Below are 26,433 nucleotides of genomic sequence, written 5' to 3' on the forward strand. Positions count from 1 at the left end.
CTCGGCTCGGCGGGCGCACCCCAGGGTGTTCCCGGCCGCTGGTCTCTAGCGTTTTCCGCATGGCGACTGGCGAAGCGGTACGGTTGGAATCCGTCCGCAAGGAGTACGGGCGGGTCACGGCACTCGATGGCGTAAGCCTGTCGTTCCCGCGCGGCGGCTTCACCGCGGTGATGGGTCCGTCCGGCTCGGGCAAGAGCACGTTCCTGCACTGTGCCGCCGGGCTCGACCGCCCGACCAGCGGTTCGGTCCTGCTCGACGGCGACGACCTCGGCGCGCTTTCGGAGACGCGGCTGACCAAGCTGCGCCGCGACAAGGTCGGCTTCGTCTTCCAGGCCTTCAACCTGCTTCCTGCGTTGACTGTCGAGCAGAACGTCGTGCTGCCGCTGCGGCTGGCCGGACGGCGCCCGGACCGGCGGCGGGTCGCCGACATGCTCGGCCACGTCGGGCTGACCGACCGGCGCGGGCACCTGCCGGGGCAGCTGTCGGGCGGCCAGCAGCAGCGCGTGGCCATTGCCCGCGCGCTCGTCAGCCGGCCTGCCGTGCTGTTCGCCGACGAGCCGACCGGCGCACTGGACACCCGCACCGCCGCGGAAATCCTTTCCCTGCTGGCGGAATCGGTGCGGAGCGGCCTGACCGTCGTGATGGTGACGCATGATCCCGTCGCCGCCTCCTATGCCGACCGCGTGGTGTTCCTCGCCGACGGTCGCGTCGCCGGCGAGCTGGCCCGGCCGACCGCGGCGGCGGTCGCGGAACGCATGACGCACCTCGGCGCGTGGGCCGATCGCACGCCGGTCGGTGGGTTCTGATGTTCCGACTTGCACTGCGTACTTTGCGATTTCGGGCCGGCGGATTCGTCGCTGCCTTCGTGGCCGCGTTCCTCGGCGCCGTGATCGTGTCCGCCTGCGCGGGCCTGATGGAGACCGGGATCCGTTCGGCCACCCCGCCGCACCGGCTCGCGTGGGCGACTGCCGTCGTCACCGGGCAGCAGGACTTCGAGCTGCAAAAGAACGCGGACAAGCCGAAAACGCAGACCGTGACGCTGCCGGAGCGGGCCCGGCTGGACCGTTCACTCGGCGACCGGATCCGGAGCCTGCCCGGAGTGTCCACTGTGGTCGGTGAGGTGAATTTCCCGGTACTGCTGGGGAAACAGCAGCTCCAGGCGCACGGCTGGGAGTCGGCCCGGCTGCCTGGGCCCGCGCCGCGTCCTGGTGAGGTCGTGTTGCCTGCCACGATCGGTCTGAAGGCCGGGGACACCGTCGACCTTGCTGCGCAGGGCACGGTGAGCCGGTACCGGGTCGCGAGTGTCACCGACCAGCCGGACGCGTTCTTCGCCGACGCCGATCGGCTGTCCGGGCATCCTGGTCAGGTCGACTATTTCGGCGTGGTCACCAGCGATCCTGGTGTGTTGCAGCTCGGCCTTCCGGTCCTGACCGGCGACGAACGCGGTCTCGCGGAATTCCCGGCGGCGCAGGCGAGCGGGGGCAGGCTGATCCCGTTGTCGGGGGTTGCAGGTGGGCTGTCGATTTCGGTTGCGGTGTTCGTCATCGCGAGCACGCTGATGCTGTCGGTACGCCAGCGGCAGCGGGAATTGGCTTTGCTGCGCGCGCTCGGGTCGACCCCGCGACAGCTTCGCCGCATGGTGCTCGGCGAAGCGCTGGTCATCGGCGTGCTGGCGACCGGTGCCGCGGCTGTGCTCGGTCCGGTGTTCGGCCGCTGGCTGTTCGACCGGTTCACCGCGGCCGGGTTCGTCTCGGACGCGGTGCAGTTCCACCAAGGCTGGATCCCGATGGTCGTCGCGGGCGGCGTCGCGTTGCTGGCCGTCGGGCTGGCCGCACTGGTCGCGGGATTCCGGGTCGGCCGCATCCGCCCGACCGAAGCGCTCGCCGAGGCGGACGTTCCGCGGCGCTGGCTGACGCCCCTGCGGCTGATCGTCGCAGTGCTGTGCTTTGCCGGCGGCACCGCGCTGGGGATCGTGACGCTCGCCGTGATGACGGGTCCCGTCGCGGCGAGCACGGCGGGTCCCGCGGTGATGTTGTGGGCGGTCGGCGTCGCCATGCTCAGCCCGGGATTCACGAAGCTGACCGCACTGCTGTTGCCCGGCCCGGTACGCCTGATCAGCGGTGTTTCCGGCTGGCTTGCCGTGACGAACACCCGCAACGCGGCGACTCGCGTGGCCGGTGCGGTCACGCCGATCATGCTCGCTGTCGGGATCGCGACCGCCAACATCTACCTGCAGACCACGACCTCCGCCGCGGCGCAGCAGGCCTTCCACGAAGACCTGCGGGCCGACGCCGTGGTCGCCGGCCCGACGGGTGTCTCCCCCGAGCTGCTCGACCGCGTCCGGCACGCGGACGGAGTGGCCGCCGCTTCGCCGTACGTTGCGAGTACCGCCTTCGTCACCGCACCGTTCGACGACAACCAGACCAAACACGGCTACCCGGCGCTGGGTCTCACCGACGCCCGCACTACCGCGGCGACCGTCGTGCGCGGCAGTCTCGCCGACCTCACCGGCGACACGGTCGCGTTACCGGACACCGCGCAGCGTGACGTCGGTGATTCGGTCACGCTCCGACTCGGCGACGGGACCGAACGGACCCTTCACGTCGTCGCGATCGTGCACCAGCGGTCAGAGCAGCTTCTCCTGCCTGCCGATTTGCTCGCCGCGCACACGACCGCGGGTGCTCCGCGGCAGGTGCTGGTCCAGGCCGCGCCTGGGGTTGATCAAGCCCACCTGATGCAGAGCCTCGGTGTCGCGACCGCGGGTTTTCCGGTATCGGTCGGCGATCGCGCTGTCCTGGCCGCCGCGCATGCGAAGGCCGATGAAACCGGTGCGTGGGTTAATTACCTGCTGGTCGGCATGATTGTCGGCTACACGGTGATTTCCGTGGTCAACACGCTGGTGATGGCCACCGCCCGGCGTCGCCGCGAGTTCGGTCTCCAGCGGCTAGGCGGTTTCACGCGCGGCCAGGTGCTGCGGATGGCCGGTGCCGAAGGCGGCCTGATCGCGACGATCGGTGTGGTGCTGGGCACAGTCGTCTCCGCGGGCGCGATCGTGCCGTTCTGTCTCGTCGCGACCGGCCGGGTGCTGCCGGACGGACCGGTCGCAATCTACCTGCTGATCGTGGCGGCCGCCGTCGTGCTCGCGTTGATCGCGTCCGTGGTACCGGCATGGGCGGCGACGCGGACGCGTCCGGTGACAGCAGTCGCGACGGAGGACTGACGCGCGGAAGTTGTCGGTGCCGTGTGTAAGACTCTCGGCCGTGGCGTACCCCGGGTTGGATCAAAGTGCGAAGCTCGAATTGGCCAGGCTGGTCACCGAACTGGCCGTCGTGCACGGCAAGGTGACGCTGGCGTCTGGCAAGGAAGCCGACTACTACATCGACCTGCGGCGCGCGACCCTGCACCACGCCGCCGCCCCGCTGATCGGCAAGCTGGTGCGGCAGCTCACCGCCGACTGGGACTACGTGGCCGCGGGCGGGCTCACCCTGGGCGCCGACCCGGTCGCGCTGGCGATGCTGCATTCCGCCGCAGCCGACGACGTGGTGCTCGACGCATTCGTGGTCCGCAAGGCAATGAAGGAACACGGCATGCAACGGCGCATCGAGGGCGTCGAGGTGCGTGGGCAGCGGGTACTGGCCGTCGAGGACACGTCCACCACGGGCGGCAGCGTGCTCACCGCAATCGAGGCGCTACGCGAAGGCGGCGCCACGGTGGTCGGCGTGGCCACGGTGATCGACCGCGACACGGGCGCCCGCGAGGCGATCGAGAAGGCCGGGCTCGAGTACCGGTACGTACTGAGCAAGGACGACCTCGGGCTGGACTGATCTGTCTGGTCCGCCTCGCTCGGCCGAGCGAGAGTGACCGTCGTCACTCACAATGCGTGCGTGACGAATGCCCGCCCTGCGGTGTCCCCCTGACGGAAGGGGGTGCCGTGACCACGACCAGCGTGCCGCTCGACGACGTCACCCTCGTCAGCCGTGCCCGGGACGGTGACGTGCGGGCGTACGAACAGCTCGTGCTGCGTTACCAGGGGCCGATGTTCCGGCTCGCGCTGAAAATGCTGCACCACCGCGGCGACGCCGAGGACGTGGTGCAGGAGGTGTTCCTCGGCGCGTGGCGCAAGCTCGGGCAGCTGAACGACGACCACGCGTTCGTCGGATGGCTCTACCGCAGCACCACCAACCGGTGCCTGAACGTGATCCGCGCCCGCCGTCCGCAGGCCGACGTGGACCTCGACCTGGCCGAATCGCCGCGCCGCGACACCCAGCCCGAGCATGCGGCGCAGGTCAGCGGTCAGCTCGGCGCGCTGACCGAAGCGTTGCGGACGCTCACGCCGCAGCAGCGGGCGTGCTGGCTGCTGCGCGAGGTGCACGGCCGGTCCTACGACGAGATCGGCGACATCGTCGGCGCGAACCCCACCGCGGTCCGGGGGCGGATCGCCCGGGCCCGTGCGCAGCTGGCGGAGGTGATGAAGCCGTGGCGGTGAACCAGGATTACGCACTGCCGTGCGGCCGGGAACTGGAGACGGTCTGGGACCGGCTGGACGTCGGCCTTGACGAGCACGAAGTGGATTGTGCGCACTGCCGGACCGCGCGGGAAAGCCTGACCGCCCTGCGCTCCGCCACCCAGGAACTGGCCGACGAACCCGACCCGACGCCGCCGGACCTGTTCGGGCGGATCATGTCGGCGGTCCGGGCGGAGGTGCGGCGCGGGCAGATGCTGGAGCTGCCTGCGCCGGAGCCGGGCGGCGTCGAGGTGAGTGAGCAGGCGGTAGCCGTGGTGCTGCGTTACGCCGCGGATGCCGCCGGAAACGTGCGGGCTCGCCGCGTCCGGGTACGGAAGGTCGGAGTGTCCGCCGACGGATCCGATGAGGTCGAGGTCGAACTCACCCTTGCAGCGCACCTCGGGAACACCAGCGGCGCAGACACGTTGGCCCGCGTGCGAGAACTGGTGTCGGCCGCCGCGGCGGCGCGGGTCGGGCTCGCGCTGGTGAAGCTGGACCTGCTGGTGGAAGACGTGTACGAATGACCGCTGAGTACGTGATCGCCGACCCGGTGCTGGCCTGCGTCGCAGCTGCCGCCGCGGCGAGGACGTCCGGCGTCGTCCGGCTGGAGCCCGGCCTGCGCGGCTTGGCCACCGCCTGGACCCGCGCCGCCCGGCAACGATGGAAGGGCCTGGAACCGGCCCCGTCGGACGGCGTCCGAGTCCGCTGGCAGGACGACCAGCTCACCGTGGAAGTCGATGTGGTCGTCTCGGGCGCCGACCAGGCCGCCGCCGTCGGCCGGGCGGTCCAGCGCGCCGTCCGGCGGGAAGTCGCCACCCAGACGGGCCGCACGGTAGCCGCCGTCCGAGTGTCCATTTTGGACATAGAGGTCGACCGCCGGTGACCGACCCGAACGAGACAGCCGGAAAGGTCTACGAGGCCGTGTCCGCCATGGAAGGCCTCCGCCCGGCGACAACAGCCGCGGCGGGCTGGCTGCCGCTGGATCCGGGGCATGGCGCAGTGGACCTGTCGGCGGAGGTGGTGGAGGTCCGCCTTTTTGCGACGCAGTTACCGCTCCCGCCGCTGCTGGCGTCAGCCGAGCAGGCCATCCGGGAGGTGTTGAGGGAGACGGCCTGGTCGAGCTCCCACCTGCGACTCGTGGTGACGGACGTGGATGGGGCCGCTTTCGGGGGTTGAGCGTGGTTCCCCTGCGGTTGGCGGGCTCCACCTTCTCCGGTCCTGCCTATCGTGAGCCTGCGGCCCGAGCCCCTACGCTTCGGTGGATCTCGCGCCGCCGTCTCCTCCGGCTGAGTCCGCCTTCACCGTCGGCCCTGGGGCTGCGTCCCTCGATTCCGGCCGAGTCCGATTCGGGCTGGGTCTCTCCGCTTCGCTGGATTTCGCACCGCTGCCTCCTGTCCGGCTTCACCGTTCGCGTTGGGCCGGGTCCCTTGCTTCGCTGGTTCTCGTGCTGCCGCCACCTCCAACCTCGCCGTGGGCCTAGGCGCTGGGCCGCCTCGATTCGCTGTGTTATGTCGCGGTCTCCCCGGCCCCGCTGTGGGCCTTGGGGCCCCCTCACTTCGCTGGCTTTCCCCCCCGTCGCCGCTTCCTCCGATCGAGTCCAGGGCCTCCACCGTCAGCCCGGGTCGAACCCCTTCCTTCCGCGCTCCGCTGATTCCGTCCTGCTGCCACCTCCCCCGGCCGAGCCCGACCCCTCATCGCGACCATGCTTTGAACCCCCTCATACCCGGAGTGATCCCTCCGTTACCTGCCGGGTGAACTCGTTGCTCCGGTGGGTCGAACATCACACCAGGTCCCCCTTTTTCGCGCTCCCGGTGCGGCGAATCGGAGTAACGTCGCTGGTAGGTGCACTGGAAGGGGGCGAAAGTGGACGCATCGGTTGCGCACGTTCTGGCCGACCTCACGGTCGCCGTCCACATTTTCGCTCTGCTGTTCATCGGCCTCGGCGGCTTCCTCGCGTGGCGGTGGCCGAAGGTCATCTTCGTGCACGTGTTCTTCGCGATCTGGGGCGTGCTGGTCAACGTCACGCCGATTCCGTGCCCGCTTACCGCGCTCGAGGATTTCTTCCGGCACCAGCAGGGGCTCGGCGATCTGCCGGGTGGGTTCAACGAGTACTACCTCTACGGCACGGTGATCCCGCGTTCGCTGCTGCCGGTGGTGGTGGTCGTGGCGCTTGGCCTGGTGGTTCTGTCGTATATCGGGGCGTATGTGCGGTGGCGGCACCGCCACGACGACAGTCCGGCGCACCGGGTCAGCCTCGGCTGAGCGAGAATCGTCGTTCGTGACGACGGAACCGCACGAAACCGGTGGCCCCACCGAATGGGTGAGCCGTGACGAGGTCGGCGTCGGGCCGTGGCCGGGCACCTGGCCGGACGACCCGCGCTACGACCCCGAACTCCTGTCCGGCGGCGACCGCCGCAACGTGGTCGACGCCTACCGCTACTGGCGGCGCGAGGCCATCGTGTCCGATGTGGACACCAGGAGGCACCCGTTCCACGTGGCGATCGAGAACTTCCAGCACGACCACAACATCGGCACGGTAGTCCGCACCGCGAACGCCTTCGCCGCCGCCGAGGTCCACATCGTCGGCCGCCGCCGCTGGAACCGCCGCGGCGCGATGGTCACGGACCGCTACCAGCACGTTCGGCATCACGAGAACGTCGCAGCCCTGCTGGAGTTCGCCGCGGCCGAAGGCCTGACGGTCGTCGCGGTGGACAACACCCCCGGTGCCGAACCGCTGGAAACCGCCGAGTTACCGCGCGCGTGCGTCCTGCTGTTCGGCCAGGAGGGCCCGGGACTTTCGGAAGCCGCCCAATCCACAGCAGCACAGGTGGTGTCGATCGCCCAGTTCGGCACCACCCGCTCCATCAACGCCGGCGTGGCCGCAGGCATCGTGATGCACACGTGGATCCGGCAGCACGCAGACCTGACCCAAGCTTGGTGAACCCGTTCCCCCGCCGGGCCTTGCCAACGCGCGGAGGTTGCGTTCGCCATGTGTTCAGGGAACGCATGTTGGACCTTTTGGTTGCAACAGCTCATTCTGACTCGAGACCGGTGCTGGTTTGCTGTTTCGGCCAGACGGTGAGGTGACTCGGCCACGTCGTTCTGGGTCGAGAGTGGCGCTGGTTCGATGCTTCGGTTGGATGGCGTCGGTTAGTCGGCCGTTGTTGTTCCCGGTTCGGGGTCGGTTTGATGCCCGGGTCGGATGGCGCGGTAGTCCGGTGATGTCGTTGTTGGGTTGAGGTCGGCGTTGGTTCGATGCTTGGCCGGATGGCGCGGTAGTCCGGTCAAGCCGTTGTCGGGCTGAGGTCGGCGCTGGTTTGATGCGTCGGTGGATGTCCTTGTGATCCGGCCGTGTCGTTGTCGGGTTCAGGTCGGTGCTGGTTTGACGGTTCGGCCGGACAGCGAGGTGACCCGGCCATGTCGTTCTCGGGTCGAGAGCGGCGTCGGTTCGATGCCCGGGTGGACAGCGCGGTGACTCGGCCCCGGCAGAATGGCGCGAACGGACCACTCGTGGACCCAGGCGAGCACCGCCAGGTCGGCGAAACCGCTGCAATGCAGACACAATCGGCTCATGACTGCCCACTCCGCTGGCGCTTCGGTGACCGATCCCGCAGCGCGCGCTACCGCTGCCGAGCGCGCGGTGCGCACCCGGCATCTGCGCCGGCTTTGGGGGATGCCCGGCACGGCACTCGGCCGCAGCGGATGGCCACCCACCTTTGGTCAGCGGCTCCATTGGCACTGGAACTACTGGTGGCAGGCCCATCTGCTGGACAGCCTCGTGGACGCGCAGCTTCGCGACCCGACAGCCGACCGAGCCCGGCTGATCGCGCAGTTCGTCACCACGGTGCACTGGCGCAACTTCGGCACCTGGGTGAACGAGTACTACGACGACATTGCCTGGATGGGCCTTGCCCTGCAGCGAGTACGCGACCTCGATCTGTCCAGAGTGGACTCAGCGATCACGGACATCGACGAGCGGTTGCATGAAGGATGGACGGACGACCTGGGTGGGGGTATTTGGTGGAGGCGTGGCGATTTCTTCAAGAATACCCCGGCCAACGGGCCCGCCGCCATCTTTCACGCTCGTGTGGGTGATCATGATCGCGCCCGTGAGATGACGCAATGGCTCACCGACACTCTGGTCGACCCGCAGACCGGGCTGGTGTGGGACGGAGTCCGGGCCGATACCGGCGAACTGGTCAAGCATATTTTCACCTATTGCCAAGGGGTTTACCTCGGCGCTTGCCTGGAACAGTCCTCTTGGGACAGTGCGGCGCGTACGGTCCGTGCAGTGGAAGAACATCTCGCCCCCGACGGTGTGCTGCGCGGGCAAAATGGTGGCGACGGCGGCCTTTTCGCGGCTATCCTGGCCAGGTACCTCGCACTCGCGGCGACTCGGCTGCCCGGCCAGGAAGCCGATACGGCCGTGCGGTTGGTGCGGACATCGGCCGACGCTTGTTGGGATGGCGCAACGGAAACGGTCGGCGGACCGCTGTTCAGTGCGGAATGGTCCCAGCCGGTGTCGAAGCCGGGGGGACCGGAGCGGGACCTGTCTGTCCAAACAGGAGCGTGGATGTTGCTGGAGGCAGCCGCGACGCTCGCGTGAAGGCGGGTGGCCGGACGCGCGGCGCAGGGGTTGCGGCGGCGTGAGAGTCAGTGGTGGGAGGCGCGCGGTGCAAGGGTGTCCGCGCAGCTGGGGGCAAGGTGCGCGGCAGGTTGTGCGGTGCAGGATTGTGAAGGTCGGCTGTTGGACGCGCTGCGCGACGGCGGCGCGAAACTGGGCACGAAGGTCGCAGCTGGGTGCGAAGCGGGGTGCGCAGGCGGGCAGGACGCGCTGCTGCGAAGCAGGGTACGAAGGTCGGCAGGACGCGCTCCTGCGAAGCTGGGCACGAAGGTCAGCAGCTGGACTTGTTTCGCGAAGCAGGGTGCGAAGGTCGGCAGGACGCGCGGCGCGAAGCGGGTACGAGGGTCAGCAGCTGGACGTGCTGCGCGAAGCAGGATGGGCAGGACGCGCGGCCCCGACGGCAGCGAAGCTGGGTGCGAAAGTCAGCAGCTGGAAGCGGGGCGCAAGGGCGGCCGTGAAGCCGGGTGAGAAAGTCAGCAGCCGCACGAAGCGCGGTGTAGGAAACGTGGCGCGAGCCGTACCGATTCGGGGCGGCGTTCCGGTTCCCGGCAGCGGGCGAGCAGCAGTTGTACTGCGCGCCGCCCGATTTCGGAGATTGGTTGTGCCATCGTGGTGACGCCTGGGGAGACCGTGCGCGCCCAATCCATGTCGCCGTAGCCGACGACTGCCAGTTCCGACCCGATCCGGATGCCGCGTCGATGTGCTTCCCACTGCACGCCGATCAGCATTGCTTCGCCCGCGACGACGAGCGCGGTCGGCGACGGCCATCCGTCGAGCAGCTTCGCCGCGGCTCGTGCTGCGCCGCCTGCCGTGGACTGGCCGCAGGCGACCAGTTCGGAGTTGTAGCGCAGACCGGCGCGACCGAGTCCGAGCCGGTAGCCGAGTGCGCGCTCCTCGCTGACGGTCGCCCCTTCCTCGCCGGTGATCAGCGCGATCCGCCGGTGCCGTCGCGCCGCGAGGTGCTGCACGAGCGCGGACATGGCCTGAAAGTTTTCCGACCCGACCTGGTCGACGTCGTTGCGCCCGGCGACCCGGTCGACCAGCACCGTGGGTACGCCCATCCGAATCAGCCCGGTGACGACGGCGTCGTCTCCCGGCGCGGGCACGAGCAGCACTCCGTCGACGCGGTCAGCCCGCAGCGCCCGCAGCACCGCAGCTTCCTCGCGCACGGAATCGCCGGTGTCGGCCAGCAGGAGGTCGCACCCCGCCCGCGCCGCGGCGCCGCGGATGGCGCGCAGCAACTGGTCGTTGTACGGGCTGGCGTGCCTCCCCAACGCCACCCCGAACCGATGGGTGACGGGCAGGTCCCTGCGGGAGACCTCCGGCGCCAGAACGGTCATTTCTCAGGGCCCTCGTCGTCGATACCTACCCAACAGTAGCCACTGTTGGCCGGATGACGAGAGCGCTCGCGACCATCGAGTTCCGAGAATCACTGATGTGAGTGAACCCCGGGGGCTGCTTGGTTACTGCGGGCATGCGTTGGAGGTTCGGTGTTGCGCCAGGCGGGGCTGGTCGGGGCGCGGGGTTGTTGAGGGGGACGAGCTGGTGTTGGCGGCGGGGCGAAGGGGGGCCAAGAAAGGCTGGGCTCTGGTGGGTGCGGCGGGGCAAGTGGGTCGGGGCAGGCGGCGACCCGGGTGGTGCCGCGGGGGCCTGGTGGCGGCGGACGAGGCGCGAGTCGGGAAGGCCTGATCCGGTGGCGGGTCCGGGAGGAGCTGGGTGGGGCGCCTGATCGGCGCGGCAGGCTCGGCGAAGCAGGCTCGGACCGACAAGCTTGGCTCGGCAGGCAGGTCGGGCTCGGCAAGTCGGGCTCGGCAATGCAGGCTCGGCAAGTCAGGCTCGGCAGGCAAGTCAGGTGGCGGCTCCCCTGCAGGTTGCGTACATCGCTGCCACTCCCGGCCGGGTGATCACACCCTCTGGCCATGGCCCGGCGTGGCCCGCGCCGCTCGGGGCGCAGCCAGTCGGGCTCGGCAAGTCAGGCTCGGCAAAGCAGTCTTGGCAAGTCGGGCTCGGTAGGCAGGCTCGGTAAGGCAGGCGAGGAAACCCGGCCACGGCCCGAAAACCAGACCACACCCCACCCGGCCACGGCCCGAAAACCAGACCAACCCCACCCCGGACCAACTCACCCGCAACCGCAGGATTCACGGTGTCGCAAAGTCGGCGGCAATCTCACCGTTTCCGCCGCTCGACCCGGATCCGCAAGCCGTCCCAGCAGCAACCGGACAGCCGTGCGGCCGATTTCCTCGATTGGCTGCGCCATCGTCGTCAGCGGCGGGTCCACGAGATCCGCCCATTCGACGTCGTCGTACACCACCACCGGCAGGTCTCGGCCGATGCGCAACCCCCGTCGGCGGGCTTCGTGCAGGACGCCCACCATCATGCTGTCGTTGGCGACCACCAGTGCCGACGGTGGGTCCGGCAGGGCCAGCAACGTGCTCAACGCCAGGCTGCCGCCCTCGCGGGACGAGTGACCGCAGGCCACCAGATCGGGGGACCACGTCAGCCCCGAACGGCCCAAGCCAAGGCGGTAGCCCAGGACACGTTCGTCACTCGTCGTAAGACCCGGGGCGCCGGAGATCATGCCGATCCGGCGGTGGCCCAGCGACGCCAGATGGGCCGTCAGTGCGGACGTTGCCTGGATGTTTTCCGCGCCTACCTGGTCGATGTCCGTCCGGGTGGTGAGCCGGTCCATGAGCACCATCGGGACGTCCAAAGACACGAGTTCGCCCAGTACCGCGCCGTCGCCGGGGGCGGGCGTGATCAGCAGGCCGTCGACCCGGCGCGACCGCAGTGCGCGTACCACGTCTCGCTCGGTACCGACCGTGTCGTGCGTGTCCGCGAGCAGCACCGTGTACCCGTTCGCCGACGCTTCCCGCTCGATCGCCTGCATCAGCGCCGCGAAGTACGGGTTCGCGACCAGCGAAATCGCCATCCCGATCGACCTCGTACCGCCGGTGACCAGCGACCGGGCGATGGCGTCGCCGGTGTACCCGGTGGTCTCGATCGCGCGCAGGACCGCGGCTTTCGTCTCCTCGGCGACCGCCCGCGTGCCGTTGACGACGTGCGACACCGTCGTGATGGACACGCCCGCCATCTCGGCGATGTCGCGCTGGGTGGGGCGGGTGGAACGGGGTCGCGGCATGTCAGTCCTTCACCAGAAACTTCACCAGAAAGCGCACCAAGAGCCTCAACAGTATCGGCAAGCGTTTGCGCAAACGCTTGCGCCAACCTGGAGAGTCTGTCTACCTTCCGGTCCATCGGCAACCTCGGGAGGGGCATCTCCAATGAGACAGCGGAGTCTCACCGCGCTGGCGCTGGTCGCCGCCGTCGCGGTTTCCACCGCCGGGTGCACCGTCGAGCGCCACTGGGGTGGCAGCTCGAAAACCGGTGGCGACGGCAAGGCCAAGGTCGGACTGGTCACCAAGACCGACACCAACCCGTACTTCGTCGAGCTGCGGGGCGCCGCGGCCGCTGCGGCCAAGGCCAACGGGGCCGACTTCAGCGCGCTCGCCGGTCAGTTCGACGGCGACAACGACGGCCAGGTCCGCGCCATCGAGAACCTGATGCAGCAGGGCGTCAACACCATCCTGATCACGCCGAGCTCGTCGACCGGCGTGCTCAAGGCCATCAAAGACGCACGTGACGCCGGCATCCTGGTCATCGCCCTCGACACCGCCACCGATCCGCCGGACGCGGTCGACGCCACCTTCGCCACCGACAACTTCGCCGCCGGTGAGCAGCAGGGCGCGTACGTCAAGGCCGCGCTCAAGGGCGCCGATCCCAAGCTCCTGATGGTCGACGGCACTGCCGGAAGCTCGGTCGACACCCAGCGGCACGGCGGGTTCCTCAAGGGCATCGGGCTCACCGACGGCGCGCCCCAGATCAAGGGGCACACCAGCGCCAACGGCGACCAGAGCCTTGCCCAGCAAGGCATGGAAAACCTGTTGCAGCGCACCACCGACCTCAACGCGATCTACACGATGAACGAGCCGATGGGCCGCGGTGCCTACGCCGCGCTGAAGGCCCGCGGGCTCACCGGGCAGCTCACCGTCGGGTCGATCGACGGCGGCTGCGAGGGCGTGCAGAACGTGAAGGCGGGCCAGTTCGCCGTCACCGTCATGCAGTTCCCGCGGAAGATGGCCGAACAGGGCGTGCTCGCCGCGGTCGAATATGCGAAGACCGGCAAGAAGCCCAGCGGGTTCGTGAACACCGGGTCGACCGCGATCACCGACCGGCCGATGCCGGGGGTGCCGAGCAAGGACACCACCTGGGGTCTGCAGAACTGCTGGGGAGGCGGGAAATGACGACCGCGACGATCAACAACCGGGAACGGGAAACGCTCGGCGAGTTCTTCCTGCGCGCGCCCGCGATCGGTCCGGCGCTCGCGCTGGTCGTGGCGATCCTGGTGTTTTCCTTTGCCACGGACACGTTCTTCGACCTCGACAATCTGTCCACAGTGGTCCAGCAGTCACTGGTGGTCGGCACGCTCGCCCTCGGCCAGACGCTGATCATCCTGATCGCCGGGATCGACCTGTCCAACGCGTCGTCGATGGTCGTGGCGACGCTCGTGATGGCGAAACTGGCCGCGGGTACCAACGGGTTCGTCGCGCTGCTGGCCGGAGTCGCGCTGACCATCCTGGTCGGCCTCTTCATCGGCACCCTCGCGACGCGGATCAAGCTGCCCGCCTTCATCATCACGCTCGGCACGTTCACCGGCCTCACCGCGGTCGCGAAGCTGATCGCAGGTGGACAGGCGGTTCCGGTGTCCGACGGCCTGCTCACCTGGCTCGGCACGAAGCGGTACCTCTTCGGCGGCATCCCCATCACGTACGGCATGACGCTCGCGTTGATCATGTTCCTCGTCGTCTGGTACGCGCTCACGAAAACCGCGTGGGGCAAGCATGTTTACGCCGTCGGCAACGCACCGGAGTCCGCGCGGCTGTCCGGGATCAAGGTCAACCGCACCGTGTTGTCCGTGTACCTCGTCGCCGGGCTGTGTTTCGGCATTGCCGCGTGGCAGGCGCTCGGCCGCACCCCGAACGCCGACCCGAACCAGTTCCAGCTCGGCAACCTCGACTCGATCACCGCGGTGGTTCTGGGTGGCACGAGCCTGTTCGGCGGCCGCGGTTCGGTGCTCGGCACGCTGATGGGCGCGCTGGTCGTCGCGGTACTGCGCTCGGGTTTGACGCAGATGGGCGTCGACGGCAACTACCAGGACCTCGCCACCGGCGCGCTGCTGATCGCCGCCGTGGTGGTGGACCGGATCGCACGGAGGCAGCAGCAGTCATGACGAATTCGCAGCAGCCCACCCTTTCCGCGCGCGGCCTGGTGAAACGCTACGGCCGGGTCACCGCCATCGACGGCGCCGACTTCGACCTGTACCCGGGTGAGGTGCTCGCCGTCGTCGGCGACAACGGCGCCGGCAAGTCGAGTCTCATCAAAGCGTTGTCCGGCGCGGTGATTCCGGATGCCGGAGAGATCAAAGTGGACGGTGCGACTGTCCACTTCAAATCCCCTTTGGACGCCCGGCACTTCGGAATCGAGACGGTGTACCAGGATCTGGCCGTGGCACCGGCGCTCGACATCGCGTCGAACATGTTCCTGGGCAGGGAAAAGCGGCTGAAGGGACCGTTCGGCATCGGGTTTCGCAAGCTCGACACCGCGACCATGCGGGCCGAAGCACAGCGGATTCTCGACGACCTCGGCATCAACATCAAGTCCATCGGCCAGCTGGTCGAAACGCTGTCCGGCGGGCAGCGGCAGGGTGTCGCGGTGGCGCGGGCGGCAGCGTTCGGGACCAAAGCGGTGATCATGGACGAGCCGACGGCCGCGCTGGGCGTTGCGGAATCCGCCAAGGTGCTGGAGCTGATCGGCCGGATCCGCGACCGGGGCCTGCCGGTGGTGCTGATCAGTCACAACATGCCGCACGTCTTCGAAATCGCCGACCGGATCCACGTACACCGGCTCGGCAAGCGGGTCGCCGTGGTGTCGCCGAAAACGCACAGCATGAACCAGGTCGTCGGCCTCCTGACCGGCGCGCTGAAGCTCGACGAGAGCGGCGACGTCGTCGAGGTCGCGGCCACCACGCACGCCGGGTTGACCTGACGTGCGCGTGCTGCTGGCGGGTTTGTGCACTGTCGACGTCGTACAGCGGGTCACGGATTTCCCGGCACCGAGCGAAAAAGTGCAGTCACTGCGCGTGGACGTCGCGGCCGGTGGACCGGCGACGAACGCTGCGGTGACGGTCGCCGCGCTCGGTGCCGGAGCGACCCTCGTGACGGCGCTCGGTACGCACCCGCTGGCCGCACTCGCGCGCGCCGACCTCGAAAAATGCGGCGTCGACCTGGTCGACCTCGCCCCGCAGCGCACGCAAGCACCGCCGGTGAGCGCGGTTGTGGTCCGGGATGAAGACGGCGAACGGACGGTCGTCTCCCGCAACGCCGCCGAGGCCGTGAAGTTGGATTTACCTGACGTAGCGGCACTTTTCGACGGCATCGACGCCGTTCTCGTGGACGGTCACCATCCCGAGCTGGCACTCGCCGTCGCGAAGGAAGCACGACGGCGAGAAGTGCCGGTGATCCTCGACGCAGGCAGCTGGAAACCCGTGCTGGACAAGCTGTTGCCGCTGGTGGACGTGGCCGCATGCGCCGCGCGGTTCCGGGCGCCCGCACCGGATTTGGCCGAGCGCGGGGTGCCGGTGGTGATCACGACGGCGGGTCCGGAGCCGGTGCGCTGGCGCGTAGGGGAAGATTCCGGTCAGGTCCCCGTACCGCTCGTCGAGGCGCGGGACACGCTGGGGGCCGGCGACGTGTGGCACGGCGCGCTGGCGTATGCGGTGGCGACGCGGGAAAAATCGGTTCCCGGCTGGATCGGATACGCGAATGCGGTGGCCGCGGAACGGGTCCGGCACGTCGGTCCGCGTTCGTGGACCGCGCGCGTCGGAGAACTGAGCAGAGACGAAGGAGTGCGATGACGGCGTTCGAGGACCTCCTGGCCCGTGCCGAAGGACTGGCCAAACCGCGGGAACGGCACGTGCTCGGCATCATCGGCGCGCCCGCGTCCGGCAAGACCACGCTGGCCTGGGCGATCGCCAACGCGCTCGGCTCGCGCGCCGCGGTCGTCGGGATGGACGGGTTCCACCTGGCACAGGTCGAGCTGCAGCGGCTCGGGCGCACCGACCGCAAGGGCGCGCCGGACACGTTCGACGCCGCCGGGTACGTGCACCTCATCCGGCGGCTCGCCGAGGGCCGCGAGACGGTGTACGCGCCGGAATTCCGCCGCGAGATCGAGGAACCGATCGCCGGTGCGGTGCCGGTGGCGCCGGAGGTGCAGCTCGTCATCACCGAGGGCAACTACCTGCTGGTGCCGGACGATCCGTGGAGCGGCGTCCGGCAGTACCTCACCGAGGCCTGGTACCTCGCGCCGGACGAGCCGGAGCGCATCGAACGGCTGGTTTCCCGGCATCGCCGCTACGGACGGTCACTCGTCGAGGCCCGGCAGCGCGCGCTCGGCTCCGACCAGCGCAACGCCGACCTCATCGAAAGCACCCGCGACCGCGCCGACCTGGTGCTGGAGAACCTGCCACTGCAGAACTTCGCGCTGTGACCGGAGTTCTCGTCGTCACCGGGGGTAGCCGCGGGATCGGCGCTGCGGTCTGCGAGCTTGCTGCCACCCGCGGTTACGACGTGGTGGTCAACTACTCCGGCGATCCCGCACCGGCTGAGGAGGTCGCTGCGCGGGTCCGGGAGCATGGCACGCAAGCGCTTGCGGTCCGCGCGGACGTGTCCGACGAACAGCAGGTAAGCGACCTCTTTGCGGCGGCCGCCGAGCTCGGGCCGCTCGCCGCTTTGGTCAACAACGCAGCCATCACCGGCAACACTCCCGGCCGCCTCGACGAGCAGAGCGCGGACACCGTGCGGCGCGTACTGGACGTCAATGTCGGCGGCGTTTTCCTGTGCTGTCGCGAGGCCGTACGACGGATGTCGACCCGGTACGGCGGGTCCGGCGGGGCGATCGTGAACATCTCGTCCACGGCCGCGCGGTCCGCGTCGGCCGGGGAATGGGTGCACTACGCGGCGTCGAAAGCGGCGGTGAACACGCTCAGCTTCGGGCTCGCGCAGGAGGTCGCCGACGAGGGAATCCGGGTCAACGTCGTCGCTCCCGGCCTGGTCGACACGGGATTGCACGCCGCTGCGGGCATGCCGGACCGGACGACCCGGCTCGCTCCCGGCATCCCGCTGCGCCGTCCAGGGCAGCCGCCGGAAATCGCCGAGGCCGTGCTGTGGCTGTTGTCCCCCGAGGCGTCCTACACGGTGGGCGCGGTGCTGGAGGTCGGCGGCGGGCGGTGATCGATCCCGGACTGTGGGACGCCCGGAGACGGGCAGATCACGATTGGTGGCGGATGTCGGTGTACTCGTCCGTAGCCGTTGTCATGGTGTGTCAGGCTGGGTCCGGGGTTTCGAAAGGACGGCCGGAAAAGTCATGCCCAAGCTCACGTCTGTGCACCATCTGGCGCTCACCGTGACCGATGTGGACCGCAGTGTTCCGTGGTACGTCCGAGTGCTCGACCTCGAGGAGAGCCACCGTCGCGAGGATCCGGAAACCGGGGTCCGCAAGGTGGTGCTGCGCTCCGCGGGCGACGGGTTCTCGGTGGTGCTTGTCCAGCATCCGGACACCGAACGACCGCCGTTCGACGAACGCCGCACTGGTCTGGACCATGTGGCGTTCTCGGTGTCGTCGCGCGCCGAGGTGGCCGAATGGGAACAGCGCCTGCAGGAATACGGCGTGTCCTACCTGCCCGCCGCGGAATCGCAGACGTTCGAAGGTTCGTCGGTGATCGTGTTCCGTGACCCGGACGGGATCCAGCTGGAAATCTGGTCGGACCCGGCCTAGGCGTTCGCGTCTTCGGTCTCGTCGACCGGACGGCGCATTTCCTGGCGGTAGCGCAGCACCCCGTATGCGGTGCCCACCACGAAGAACGCCACGCTCACCCAGAGCGCCGCGGTCTTGACCCACGGAATCGCGTCGAGCAGCCCGGCGCCGTAGTACCCGAGCAGCACCAGCGTGGGTACCCACAGCAGGCCGCCGGTGGCGGTGGCGAGCAGGAAGCGCCGCGAATCCATCCGCGCGGCACCGGCGATGAGCGGCGCCAGCGTGCGGATCCACGGGATCCAGCGCGCCGCGACGATGGCGAAGAACCCTCTGCGGTCGAGGAAGTTCTGCGCGCGATCGAGGTTGTGCCGGTTGAGGATGCGCCCGCCGCGGCGGGCGATGAGCCGCGTGCCGGTGCTGCGGCCGATGTAGTAGCCGACCTGGTTGCCGACCACCGCGATGACCAATGCGGCCGCGGACAGCAGCCACGCGTTGAGATCCGACCCGTGCTGGGCGAGCACCACACCAGCGCCGAACAACAGCGAATCACCCGGCAGGAACAGCCCGACGATCAGCGCGCATTCGATGAACACGAACGACAGCACGATGACCCACACGAGCAGCGGCCCGGCCGTGTCCAGCCAGCTCAGGCCGAGACCCGACGCCTGAGCAGGCTGGATGCTGTGGAGGTTCACGCGAGGAGCCTACGTGGCCGGAACCGGCCGCAGCACGCAACCATCGAATCCTCCGCCTTCGGTGACTTTGGGTATTGCCGCCATAAACGGGTTGTTCACCCTTTTCCCCTTGATCAACGAACGGGCCGCCCGGAAAGGTTCCCGGGCGGCCCGTTCGCGGGTGGGTCAGAACTGTGGCAGAGACTCGCCCTGTACGGCCTCGATGTCCAGCTCCACCTTGACGGTCGTGCCGATCGCGGCGACTCCCGCGCGCACCATCGCGCTGTAATTGATCGCGAAATCGTTGCGGTGCAATTGCGTTTCGGCGTGGAACGCGGCACGCACGCCGCCCCACGGGTCCGGACCGTGCCCGGTGTAGCGCAGATCCAGCACGACGTCCCGGCGTTCACCGTGCAGCGTGAGCACTCCGGCGAGCGCCCAGGTGTCCGTCCCGCGCTGGGACAGGCCGGTGCTTTCGAACGTGATCAGCGGATACGCGTCGACGTCGAGGAATTCGGCCGAGCGCAGGTGGTCGTCGCGCATCTTGATGCCGCTTTCGATGCTGCCCGCCTTGATTTCGGCGTGCACGCTCGACCGCTCCACCGGCCGGGCGACGTCGATCCGCCCGGCCAGGTCCGGGAACCGCACCTTGATGCTCGCGATCCCCATGTGCCGCGCCGTGGCGACCACCGACGAGTGCATCGGATCGATCGTCCACGGCCCGGCGGGCGGCAGCTCGACCGCACCGTCGACCGGCGCGAGCGCGATGTCACCGAGCAGCCCGGCGCCGTCGGAACCGATCTGCACAGTGCGAGCCAGCGGCGTGTACCCGGGCGCGGTGATCACCGCGGTGTAGACGCCGGGGGGCAGCGGGTCGGTGACCACTGCCCCCTTGCCGTCCGTGACCTGCCGCGCGACCTGGCGTCCGTTCAGATCGGTGACCGTGAGCACCGCGTTCTCGACCGGCCAGCCGCCGTTCGAGCGCAGCAGTGCGCGCAGGCCCCCGCTCATGAGCGGTCGACCAGCTCGTCGAGCGCTTGGTCGTAGCTCAGCCGCACGTCGTGCTGTGCCTCGCCGTCGCTGAGCGTGACCTGGCTGGTGGCAGGCGGGTACCCGCTCGCCACGACCGTGTAGGAACCGATCGGCAGGTCACTGACCACGTACCGGCCCTCACTGTCCGTGCGCGCGACCGCCGCGACGTTGCCGTTCGCGTCGAGCACCGTGATCCGCGCGTCCGGCACGATCCGGTCCCCCTCGGTCCGCGCGACGCCCTGCAGCAGCACCGCACCGGCCAGCTCGACGTCGTGCCGCAGGATGCCGCTGTCCGGCACCGTGAGCGTGACCGCGACCGGGCGGTAGTGCGGGCCGCTCGCGACCAGCGTGTACTGCCCGGCGCCGACGCCGTTGAAGGTGTACACGCCGTCCTCGGCCGTGATGAACGCGCCGTTGACCTCACCGCGCGAGTCGGTGAGCGTGACCGTGGCGTTCGCCAGCGGGGCCGCCGTCCCGATCGAGCGCACCACGCCGGTGAGCTCGCCCGAGCCGGTGAGCGTGACGTCCAGGTTCGCCGGATGCCCGCCGACCACCACGCTGGAGGCCTGCGGCTGGTGCCCCGGCGCGGACACGATCAGCACGTACGTACCCGGGCCCTGGGTCGGGATCGAGTAGCTGCCGTCGCCGTTGCCGGTCGCCCGCGCGACCTGACGGCCCTGCTGGTCGATCAGGGTCAGCGCGGCTGCGCTCACGTGGCTGCCGTCCTGCCTGCGCACGTGCCCGGTGACCGGCAGGCCACCTGCTCCGTTCGCCGCGCCCAGGCCGGCGTCGGCCATCGAGTTGGTGATCGGCATGGGCAGTGCGTCGGTGACCGCCTGGGCGTCACCATGGCCGTTGCTCAATGAGTGCCTTCCTCCGGCTCCGACGAGCACCGGCTCGCGCTCCTCGACGACCGGCTTCTCCGCCGCGACCGGCGTTTCTTCGACGTCGTCCAGCAACGCCTCGCCGCCCTCGACCGCGGCCGCCGCCGGGTTCATCCCCGCCAGCGGGATCTCCTTCATGAACAGCAGCACGAGCGTCGCCAGCAGAGCCACCCCGCCTGCCACGTAGAAGACCGTGGTGATCGACTCGGTGAAGCCGACCAGGATCGGTGTGCGGACCGCTTCCGGCAGCGTCTGGATGATGCTGGTGTTGCTTTGGAGATTGCCGAGCTGGCCGCCGGCCCCCGGCGGGAGGTTCCCGCCGAACGCCTTGGTGATGTTGCCCGGCAGCACGTTGAACAGAATCGTCAGGAACACCGCAACCCCCGCGGTACCACCGATCTGCCGGAAGAACGTGGCCGACGCGGTGGACACACCCATGTCCTTGCGCGGGCCGGCGTTCTGCACCGCGATGATCAGCGTCTGCATGCACTGGCCGAGACCGAGGCCGATCAGCAGCGCGGCGACGAGCGGGTGCCACAGCGGCGAGTTGTAGTCCACCTGGGCGAAGAAGAACGCGCCCACGGCGATCAGCAGGGTGCCGACGACCGGGAAGACCTTGTAGCGCCCGGTCTTCGAGGTGATCCGGCCGGACACGATCGACGCGGTCATGATGCCCACCATCAGCGGCAGCATCAGCAGACCCGACTGCGTCGGCGAATAACCCTGCACCACCTGGAGGTACTGCGGGATCATGGTGATCGCACCGAACATCGCGACCCCCACGATCACGCCGCCGACGATGGCGACGGTGAAGGTGGAGTTCTTGAAGAGCCGCAACGGGATCAGCGCCGCGTCCTTCATCAGTTTCTCGACGACGATGAACAGCACGACGCCGAGACCGCCGATGGCGTAACAGATGATGGACTTGGGGTCGCCCCAGCCCCACTTCTGGCCCTGTTCGGCGACGATCAGGAACGGCACCACCGCGATCACCATGGTGAGCGCGCCCCACCAGTCGATCTTGTGGTCATGCCTCGTGTGCGGGACGTTCAGCACCTTCGCGACCACGAAGAGCGCGACGATGCCGATCGGCACGTTGATCAGGAAGACCCAGCGCCAGCCTGCGATGCCGCCGAGCGAGTCGAAGTCGGCGAAGAAGCCGCCGAGCACCGGGCCGAGCACGGTCGAGAGACCGAACACGGCGAGGAAGTAACCCTGGTAACGGGCGCGTTCGCGCGGTGGGACGACGTCGCCGATGATCGTCATGGCCAGCGACATCAGACCGCCGGCGCCGAGCCCCTGCACCGCACGGAACGCGGCGAGCTCGTACATCGACTGCGAGAACGTGGAAGCCAGCGAACCGGCGACGAAAATGCCGATCGCGGCGAGGTAGAACGGCTTGCGCCCGTAGATGTCGGACAGCTTGCCGTAGATCGGCGTCGCGATCGTGGACGTGATCAGGTACGCCGTGGTCGCCCACGCCTGCAGCTCGAAGCCGTGCAGGTCGTTGGCGATCCGGACGATCGAGGTACCCACGATCGTCTGGTCGAGCGCGGCAAGGAACATGCCGCACATCAGGCCGCTGATGATCGTGACGATCTGGCGGTGGCTCAGCCCCATGGCGCCGTCGCTTGCGGCGGGCGCTCCCCCTTGGGGCTGAGGTGGTTTTTCAACGGTGGACGTCATGCGTTCGAGGCCCCCTTGGCCTGTGACACCCCTCCGGTGTCGGACAGTGACGGATTGTTCGTTTCGATACCTGTGTTGAGCCGCGCGAGGAGGTGGTTGAGCGTTTCGCGGTCCTCCGGACTCCAGTCGCTCAGCACGTCGGCCATCCAACGGGCCCGCTGCTTGCGGTTCTCGTCGAAGACCCGGAGCCCCTCGGCGGTCGGGGCGAGCAGGCAGGCGCGGCCGTCTTCGGGGTCGGCCTGTCGTTCGACCAGCCCGTGCTGCACCAGTGAGCTCGACTGCCTGCTGATCGTGGAGATCTCGGAGTGCAGGAATTCGGCGAGTTTGCTGGTGCGTTGCGGACCTTCGTGGACGAGGCAGAAGAGGATCGCGTACGCGGCCCTCTCGATGCCGTCCGGACCCTGCTTGGCGACCTGGGCCTTCACCTTGGTGAGCAAGCGCATGAACCGGACCAGCTCGTAACTGAGCCGGTCGGCCAGGTCGAGTTCGGCCTGTGGCCTGACGGTGGAGCTGTTCGGTGCCATGTACGGGTCTTTCGTGTGGTGGTGCGTCGGGGTGGTGCGTCGGGTGTTGCTCTCGCGGTGGATCGTTGTTTGGCGAGTGCAACTAGTTGCCTTAGGCAAGAGTGTGCCCGTCCAGCCGATTCCGCAAGCGCGCGACCCGAGGTTGTGTCACATCACACTTTAGTTGCCGCATGCAAGCAGATTTCAACCGGATGGGGTTCGTCCGTTTTCTCCTGATCTAGGGTTTTCGCTGGTCAAGTCGGGAACAGAACGCGCTCGCGCGGCCTTGAGGTGGGTATGACCGACGACACGGCGCTACTGGACCTCATCGCAGCGGGCCGCCAAGGAGTCCTGGCGACACTCAAACGAGACGGCCGCCCCCAGCTGTCCACGGTGACCCACCACCTGGACCGCCCCGACCGCCTGCGAGTGTCGATCACAGACACCCGGGCGAAGACGAAGAACATGCGCCGGGATCCGAGGGTGAGCTACCACGTGGCGTCGCCGAACGGCTGGTCGTACGCAGTGGCGGAAGGCCGGGCCGTGCTGTCGCCGGTAGCGGAGTCGGTGGACGATGCGGCGGTCGAGGCGCTGGTGGACCTGTACCGGACGGTCGCGGGGGAACATCCGGATTGGACGGAGTTCCGCGAGGCCATGGTGAAGGACCGGAGGTTGCTGCTGACGGTGGAGATTGATCGGGTGTACGGGTTGGTCCGGTGAGTCTCGGGTTTCGCTTGGGTGACTGGTTGGCTTCGGGCTCGCGGTTGGTTGGGGTTGCGCTGGGCCTGGTCCTGAAGTTCTGACTCCGTTGCCGCGCCGCCCGGTTGGACCTACTCGCGGATCGGTCCGCACCGTTGTTGCCGATTGCCGTTGTTGCCGATTGTGTGTCGCACCGCCCGGCTCGTGGACCTCCACCCGAGCTGCAGATCAGCCGGGCTTCCTCCTCGCCGACTGCCCTTCCGCACCCTCTGCCCGGCGGTGGCCCGGACCGTGTTGCGCCCAGCTCGGCGCAAGTTCAACGTCATCCCTGCCGCATTACCTGCCCGGCCACGGCCCACCCCGCACCGCGCTCAGCTCAACCTTGCCGCCGCCGCGCCACTTGCCCCGCCGTGGCCCACCCTGCGCCGCGCTCAGCTCGGCCCGAGTTCAACCTCGCCCTCGACGCAGCACTTGCCCCGCCGTGGCCCACCCCGGCCCGCGCCCAGCTCGGCCCGTGCTCAACCTCGCCCTGCCGCACCACCTGCCCGGCGATGGCCTTCTCCGCACCGCGCTCAGCTCAACCTTGCCGCCGCCGCGCCACTTGCCCCGCCGTGGCCCACCCTGCGCCGCGCCCAGCTCGGCATGAGCTGAACCGCGCCCCGCCGCAGCACTTGCCCGGCCGTGGCCCCGCCCCACAGCCACCCGGCCCAAGCTGAACCTCGCCCCGCCCCGCGGCGTCAGGTGCCCGGCCATGGCCCGCCCCGCATCCGGCCCATGCTCAACCCCGCCCCGTCACCTTCCCCGCAACATCCGCAACCCCCACGGGTTCCCCGGCCTCGAGCCGCTCCGCGATCTCGTCGATCCGGTCGAGCAGGCTGGTCGTCGCGTCTCCCCCGAGTGCCGCTCGCATGTACAGACCCTCCCCCACCAGGATCACCATCTCCGCCGTCAGCGGATCATCGAGGTGCTCCATCAACATCGCGCGCGTACGCACGAGGCACCGCTGCGACACCTCCGCCACGATCGGGTCGTTGAGCACCAGCCGGATCGTCGCCATCGTCGTCCGATGCAGCGCGAGATCACTCGTGACGTCGGTGATCGCCGAGCGCAGGTAGTACCGCACCACTCCTTCGGGTGCCGCCCGTGCGCGGTCCAGATCCTCGTCGGTGAGCCGTTCCAGGCGTTCGAGCAGGCCGTCGCGCAGCGCGTCCTTCGAACCGAAGTGGTAGAGCAGGCCACCTTTGGACACGCCGGCATGCGCCGCCACCGCGTCGAGGGTGATCTCGACCGGTCCGTGGTCGGCGAGGATGACCTCGTACGAACCGAGTATGCGTTCACGAGCTGAAGGCTTGGGCATCACCCTTGACTGTACCGTCCAGACGGTCTAGTTTCTACCCCAGGATCAAACTGTACCGTCCGGACGGTGCAAGAAAGGGAGAGTGCGCCATGGTGCGGCGCGGCCAGTGGTGGGCGTTGGCGGTTCTGGTACTGCCGGTCCTGCTGATCAGCGTGGATATGACGGTGCTGGGCTTCGCCCTGCCCTACCTCAGCGAGGACCTCGCGCCTTCGGGCGCGGAACAGCTGTGGATCGTCGACGTCTACTCGTTCGTCCTCGCGGGCCTGCTGGTCTTCATGGGCACACTGGGTGACCGGATCGGGCGGCGGCGGCTGCTGCTTATCGGCGGCGCCGCCTTCGGTGCGGCGTCCGTGCTGGCGGCGTTCTCCACGTCGGCGCTGATGCTCATCATCGCCCGGGCATTGCTCGGCCTCGGCGGCGCGACGCTGATGCCGTCCACGCTCTCGTTGATCCGCAGCATCTTCACCGAAGACCGCGCTCGACGTACCGCAGTCGCCGTCTGGAGCGCGGCGTTCTCCGGCGGGATGGCGCTGGGCCCGGTCGTCGGCGGCTGGCTGCTCGAGCACTTCTGGTGGGGTTCGGTCTTCCTGATCAACGTGCCGGTGATGGTGCTGTTGCTCGCGGCAGGTCCGTGGCTGCTGCCGGAATTCCGTGACCCGAAGCCCGGTCGCTTCGACCCATGGTCGGCGCTGCTGTCGCTGGGCACGATGCTGCCGGTCGTCTACGGCGTGAAGGTCGCGGCCACGTCGGGGCTTTCCTGGACGGCCATCGGTGCGATGGTCGCCGGACTCGCGCTGGGCGTGGTGTTCGTGCGCCGTCAACGGCGTCTCGACCAGCCGATGCTCGACCTGGGCCTGTTCGCCAACCGCACGTTCAGCGGGTCGGTGATCACGAACCTGCTGGGTGTGTTCGCGCTGGTCGGGCTGCTGTTCCTGCTGCCGCAGTACCTGCAGCTGGTGCTCGGGCTGAGCCCGCTCGTGGCCGCGCTGTGGATGCTGCCCGCGACCGTCGCCGGCGTCCTCGGCTCGCTCGCCGCCGCCCGGCTCGCGCAGCGGGTCCGGATCCCGATCCTGATCAGCCTGGGCCTGCTGCTCGGCGCGGCGGGTTTCCTGGTCCTCACGGCCATCGGCGCAACCGCCGGGCTGGCCGCGGTCGTAGTGGCGTTCGTGCTGGTCAGCGGCGGGGTGGCGTTGTCCGAAACCCTCACCAACGACCTCGTGATCTCCGCCGCCCCCGTCCACCGCGCCGGAGCCGCGTCCGCAATCTCGGAAACCGGCTACGAACTGGGCGGCGCCCTGGGCACCGCCCTGCTGGGCAGCCTCGCAACGGCGGTCTACCAGTCCGGCCTGCCCGCCACCACCCCCACCGCAGCCCACGACACCCTGGGCGGTGCTGTAGCCACCGCCAACGCCCTACCGGCCCCCGAAGCCGCAGCCCTACTGAGCACGGCCCGCGAATCCTTCGTGACGGCCCTGCACACGAGCGCGTGGGTAGGCGCGGCGATCCTGGTGTACACGGCACTGCAGGCGTATTTCCTCTTGCGCCGCCAAGGAAATCACCCGCAGACGCCTCGAACCGAGGAGGCCGCAATGCAGGCGTGAT

26 protein-coding genes are annotated in these 26,433 nt (G+C 69.0%); 19 read left to right on the forward strand and 7 right to left on the reverse strand.

The features are described 5' to 3' along the window. The first annotated feature begins 59 nt into the window (after positions 1 to 59). From OO71_RS12950 to OO71_RS12995, 10 genes are all read left to right on the forward strand, one after another. A complete protein-coding gene (locus OO71_RS12950; protein ID WP_033289994.1) occupies positions 60 to 806 on the forward strand; it encodes an ABC transporter ATP-binding protein in 747 nt (248 codons plus the stop codon). Continuing rightward, a complete protein-coding gene (locus OO71_RS12955; protein ID WP_033290124.1) occupies positions 806 to 3,220 on the forward strand; it encodes an ABC transporter permease in 2,415 nt (804 codons plus the stop codon). The genes OO71_RS12950 and OO71_RS12955 overlap by 1 nt, the downstream gene beginning before the upstream one ends. A 40-nt stretch (positions 3,221 to 3,260) precedes the next feature. Continuing rightward, the gene (pyrE, locus tag OO71_RS12960) at positions 3,261 to 3,824 is read left to right on the forward strand and encodes an orotate phosphoribosyltransferase (RefSeq protein ID WP_033289995.1); all 564 of its coding nucleotides are present in this window, start codon (positions 3,261 to 3,263) and stop codon (positions 3,822 to 3,824) included. A 107-nt stretch (positions 3,825 to 3,931) separates the two neighbouring features. Continuing rightward, positions 3,932 to 4,486 (forward strand): RNA polymerase sigma factor, encoded by a 555-nt coding sequence (locus tag OO71_RS12965; RefSeq protein WP_033289996.1) that lies wholly within the window; start codon positions 3,932 to 3,934, stop codon positions 4,484 to 4,486. Beyond that, on the forward strand, positions 4,477 to 5,028 hold the full coding sequence (locus OO71_RS12970) for a hypothetical protein (protein ID WP_033289997.1): 552 nt from the start codon (positions 4,477 to 4,479) through the stop codon (positions 5,026 to 5,028). Before OO71_RS12965 ends, OO71_RS12970 begins: the two co-directional genes overlap by 10 nt. After that, complete coding sequence (locus OO71_RS12975) at positions 5,025 to 5,387, forward strand: Asp23/Gls24 family envelope stress response protein (RefSeq protein ID WP_033289998.1); 363 nt, start codon at positions 5,025 to 5,027, stop codon at positions 5,385 to 5,387. Before OO71_RS12970 ends, OO71_RS12975 begins: the two co-directional genes overlap by 4 nt. After that, positions 5,384 to 5,680: a hypothetical protein gene (locus OO71_RS12980; protein WP_033289999.1), complete on the forward strand. Its 297-nt coding sequence runs from the start codon at positions 5,384 to 5,386 to the stop codon at positions 5,678 to 5,680. Before OO71_RS12975 ends, OO71_RS12980 begins: the two co-directional genes overlap by 4 nt. Before the next feature lie 687 nt (positions 5,681 to 6,367). Next, positions 6,368 to 6,766: a DUF2784 domain-containing protein gene (locus OO71_RS12985; protein ID WP_033290000.1), complete on the forward strand. Its 399-nt coding sequence runs from the start codon at positions 6,368 to 6,370 to the stop codon at positions 6,764 to 6,766. Positions 6,767 to 6,782: 16 nt separating this feature from the next. Next, entirely contained in the window at positions 6,783 to 7,445 is a 663-nt protein-coding gene (locus tag OO71_RS12990; RefSeq protein ID WP_033290001.1) for a TrmH family RNA methyltransferase, read from the forward strand. A gap of 630 nt (positions 7,446 to 8,075) precedes the next feature. Then, positions 8,076 to 9,110, forward strand: a complete 1,035-nt coding sequence (locus OO71_RS12995) for a glycoside hydrolase family 76 protein (RefSeq protein ID WP_051791510.1) — start codon at positions 8,076 to 8,078, stop codon at positions 9,108 to 9,110. A gap of 491 nt (positions 9,111 to 9,601) precedes the next feature. On the opposite strand, the gene OO71_RS13000 is transcribed toward OO71_RS12995, so the two are convergent. Both OO71_RS13000 and OO71_RS13005 read right to left on the reverse strand, forming a co-directional pair. Then, positions 9,602 to 10,468 carry a LacI family DNA-binding transcriptional regulator gene (locus tag OO71_RS13000; protein ID WP_033290002.1) on the reverse strand — a complete coding sequence of 289 codons (867 nt, stop codon included), beginning with the start codon at positions 10,466 to 10,468 and terminating at the stop codon, positions 9,602 to 9,604. Between the two features lie 779 nt (positions 10,469 to 11,247). Continuing rightward, entirely contained in the window at positions 11,248 to 12,267 is a 1,020-nt protein-coding gene (locus tag OO71_RS13005; RefSeq protein ID WP_033290003.1) for a LacI family DNA-binding transcriptional regulator, read from the reverse strand. 142 nt (positions 12,268 to 12,409) lie between these two features. Here OO71_RS13005 and OO71_RS13010 point away from each other — a divergent pair, with 142 nt between their 5' ends. The 7 genes from OO71_RS13010 to OO71_RS13040 all read left to right on the forward strand — a co-directional run bounded on the left by OO71_RS13010 (position 12,410) and on the right by OO71_RS13040 (position 18,017). Continuing rightward, complete coding sequence (locus tag OO71_RS13010; RefSeq protein ID WP_033290004.1) at positions 12,410 to 13,429, forward strand: substrate-binding domain-containing protein; 1,020 nt, start codon at positions 12,410 to 12,412, stop codon at positions 13,427 to 13,429. Next, positions 13,426 to 14,415, forward strand: coding sequence for an ABC transporter permease (locus OO71_RS13015; RefSeq protein ID WP_033290005.1), 990 nt, complete (start codon positions 13,426 to 13,428; stop codon positions 14,413 to 14,415). Before OO71_RS13010 ends, OO71_RS13015 begins: the two co-directional genes overlap by 4 nt. Continuing rightward, positions 14,412 to 15,230 carry an ATP-binding cassette domain-containing protein gene (locus OO71_RS13020; RefSeq protein WP_033290006.1) on the forward strand — a complete coding sequence of 273 codons (819 nt, stop codon included), beginning with the start codon at positions 14,412 to 14,414 and terminating at the stop codon, positions 15,228 to 15,230. The genes OO71_RS13015 and OO71_RS13020 overlap by 4 nt, the downstream gene beginning before the upstream one ends. 1 nt (position 15,231) lies before the next feature. Then, positions 15,232 to 16,098 (forward strand): PfkB family carbohydrate kinase, encoded by an 867-nt coding sequence (locus tag OO71_RS13025; RefSeq protein ID WP_033290007.1) that lies wholly within the window; start codon positions 15,232 to 15,234, stop codon positions 16,096 to 16,098. Further along, positions 16,095 to 16,730 (forward strand): nucleoside/nucleotide kinase family protein, encoded by a 636-nt coding sequence (locus OO71_RS13030; RefSeq protein WP_033290008.1) that lies wholly within the window; start codon positions 16,095 to 16,097, stop codon positions 16,728 to 16,730. The genes OO71_RS13025 and OO71_RS13030 overlap by 4 nt, the downstream gene beginning before the upstream one ends. Then, positions 16,727 to 17,473 (forward strand): SDR family oxidoreductase, encoded by a 747-nt coding sequence (locus tag OO71_RS13035; protein WP_033290009.1) that lies wholly within the window; start codon positions 16,727 to 16,729, stop codon positions 17,471 to 17,473. The genes OO71_RS13030 and OO71_RS13035 overlap by 4 nt, the downstream gene beginning before the upstream one ends. Before the next feature lie 133 nt (positions 17,474 to 17,606). Further along, positions 17,607 to 18,017: a VOC family protein gene (locus OO71_RS13040; protein ID WP_033290010.1), complete on the forward strand. Its 411-nt coding sequence runs from the start codon at positions 17,607 to 17,609 to the stop codon at positions 18,015 to 18,017. On the opposite strand, the gene OO71_RS13045 is transcribed toward OO71_RS13040, so the two are convergent. From OO71_RS13045 to OO71_RS13060, 4 genes are all read right to left on the reverse strand, one after another. Next, on the reverse strand, positions 18,014 to 18,691 hold the full coding sequence (locus OO71_RS13045) for a DedA family protein (protein WP_033290011.1): 678 nt from the start codon (positions 18,689 to 18,691) through the stop codon (positions 18,014 to 18,016). The genes OO71_RS13040 and OO71_RS13045 overlap by 4 nt on opposite strands. A 165-nt stretch (positions 18,692 to 18,856) precedes the next feature. Beyond that, positions 18,857 to 19,681 (reverse strand): YceI family protein, encoded by an 825-nt coding sequence (locus OO71_RS13050; RefSeq protein ID WP_033290012.1) that lies wholly within the window; start codon positions 19,679 to 19,681, stop codon positions 18,857 to 18,859. Then, positions 19,678 to 22,272, reverse strand: a complete 2,595-nt coding sequence (locus OO71_RS13055; protein ID WP_033290013.1) for an MFS transporter — start codon at positions 22,270 to 22,272, stop codon at positions 19,678 to 19,680. Before OO71_RS13055 ends, OO71_RS13050 begins: the two co-directional genes overlap by 4 nt. After that, positions 22,269 to 22,796, reverse strand: a complete 528-nt coding sequence (locus OO71_RS13060; protein ID WP_033290014.1) for a MarR family winged helix-turn-helix transcriptional regulator — start codon at positions 22,794 to 22,796, stop codon at positions 22,269 to 22,271. Before OO71_RS13060 ends, OO71_RS13055 begins: the two co-directional genes overlap by 4 nt. A 276-nt stretch (positions 22,797 to 23,072) precedes the next feature. Between OO71_RS13060 and OO71_RS13065 the strand changes: the two genes are divergently transcribed. Further along, positions 23,073 to 23,495 (forward strand): PPOX class F420-dependent oxidoreductase, encoded by a 423-nt coding sequence (locus OO71_RS13065; protein ID WP_033290015.1) that lies wholly within the window; start codon positions 23,073 to 23,075, stop codon positions 23,493 to 23,495. 757 nt (positions 23,496 to 24,252) lie between these two features. On the opposite strand, the gene OO71_RS13070 is transcribed toward OO71_RS13065, so the two are convergent. Beyond that, a complete protein-coding gene (locus tag OO71_RS13070; protein WP_051791511.1) occupies positions 24,253 to 24,831 on the reverse strand; it encodes a TetR/AcrR family transcriptional regulator in 579 nt (192 codons plus the stop codon). Between the two features lie 89 nt (positions 24,832 to 24,920). On the opposite strand from OO71_RS13070, the gene OO71_RS13075 reads away from it, so the two are divergent. Further along, on the forward strand, positions 24,921 to 26,432 hold the full coding sequence (locus tag OO71_RS13075) for an MFS transporter (protein WP_033290016.1): 1,512 nt from the start codon (positions 24,921 to 24,923) through the stop codon (positions 26,430 to 26,432). Position 26,433 lies beyond the last annotated feature (1 nt).

Source organism: Amycolatopsis jejuensis (assembly GCF_000717335.1).
GTDB classification, from domain to species: Bacteria; Actinomycetota; Actinomycetes; order Mycobacteriales; family Pseudonocardiaceae; genus Amycolatopsis; species Amycolatopsis jejuensis.

What these genes read in the sequence shown, in the direction of transcription:
- OO71_RS13030 (WP_033290008.1), top strand. Translation starts at nt 16,095, where the DNA reads ATGACGGCGTTCGAGGACCTCCTGGCCCGTGCCGAAGGACTGGCCAAA.
- OO71_RS13075 (WP_033290016.1), top strand. Translation starts at nt 24,921, where the DNA reads ATGGTGCGGCGCGGCCAGTGGTGGGCGTTGGCGGTTCTGGTACTGCCG.
- OO71_RS13070 (WP_051791511.1), bottom strand. Translation starts at nt 24,831, where the DNA reads ATGCCCAAGCCTTCAGCTCGTGAACGCATACTCGGTTCGTACGAGGTC.
- OO71_RS12950 (WP_033289994.1), top strand. Translation starts at nt 60, where the DNA reads ATGGCGACTGGCGAAGCGGTACGGTTGGAATCCGTCCGCAAGGAGTAC.
- OO71_RS13040 (WP_033290010.1), top strand. Translation starts at nt 17,607, where the DNA reads ATGCCCAAGCTCACGTCTGTGCACCATCTGGCGCTCACCGTGACCGAT.
- OO71_RS13005 (WP_033290003.1), bottom strand. Translation starts at nt 12,267, where the DNA reads ATGCCGCGACCCCGTTCCACCCGCCCCACCCAGCGCGACATCGCCGAG.
- OO71_RS12955 (WP_033290124.1), top strand. Translation starts at nt 806, where the DNA reads ATGTTCCGACTTGCACTGCGTACTTTGCGATTTCGGGCCGGCGGATTC.
- OO71_RS13020 (WP_033290006.1), top strand. Translation starts at nt 14,412, where the DNA reads ATGACGAATTCGCAGCAGCCCACCCTTTCCGCGCGCGGCCTGGTGAAA.
- OO71_RS13050 (WP_033290012.1), bottom strand. Translation starts at nt 19,681, where the DNA reads ATGAGCGGGGGCCTGCGCGCACTGCTGCGCTCGAACGGCGGCTGGCCG.
- OO71_RS13015 (WP_033290005.1), top strand. Translation starts at nt 13,426, where the DNA reads ATGACGACCGCGACGATCAACAACCGGGAACGGGAAACGCTCGGCGAG.
- OO71_RS13010 (WP_033290004.1), top strand. Translation starts at nt 12,410, where the DNA reads ATGAGACAGCGGAGTCTCACCGCGCTGGCGCTGGTCGCCGCCGTCGCG.
- OO71_RS13055 (WP_033290013.1), bottom strand. Translation starts at nt 22,272, where the DNA reads ATGACGTCCACCGTTGAAAAACCACCTCAGCCCCAAGGGGGAGCGCCC.
- OO71_RS13000 (WP_033290002.1), bottom strand. Translation starts at nt 10,468, where the DNA reads ATGACCGTTCTGGCGCCGGAGGTCTCCCGCAGGGACCTGCCCGTCACC.
- OO71_RS12995 (WP_051791510.1), top strand. Translation starts at nt 8,076, where the DNA reads ATGACTGCCCACTCCGCTGGCGCTTCGGTGACCGATCCCGCAGCGCGC.
- OO71_RS12975 (WP_033289998.1), top strand. Translation starts at nt 5,025, where the DNA reads ATGACCGCTGAGTACGTGATCGCCGACCCGGTGCTGGCCTGCGTCGCA.
- OO71_RS13065 (WP_033290015.1), top strand. Translation starts at nt 23,073, where the DNA reads ATGACCGACGACACGGCGCTACTGGACCTCATCGCAGCGGGCCGCCAA.
- OO71_RS13060 (WP_033290014.1), bottom strand. Translation starts at nt 22,796, where the DNA reads ATGGCACCGAACAGCTCCACCGTCAGGCCACAGGCCGAACTCGACCTG.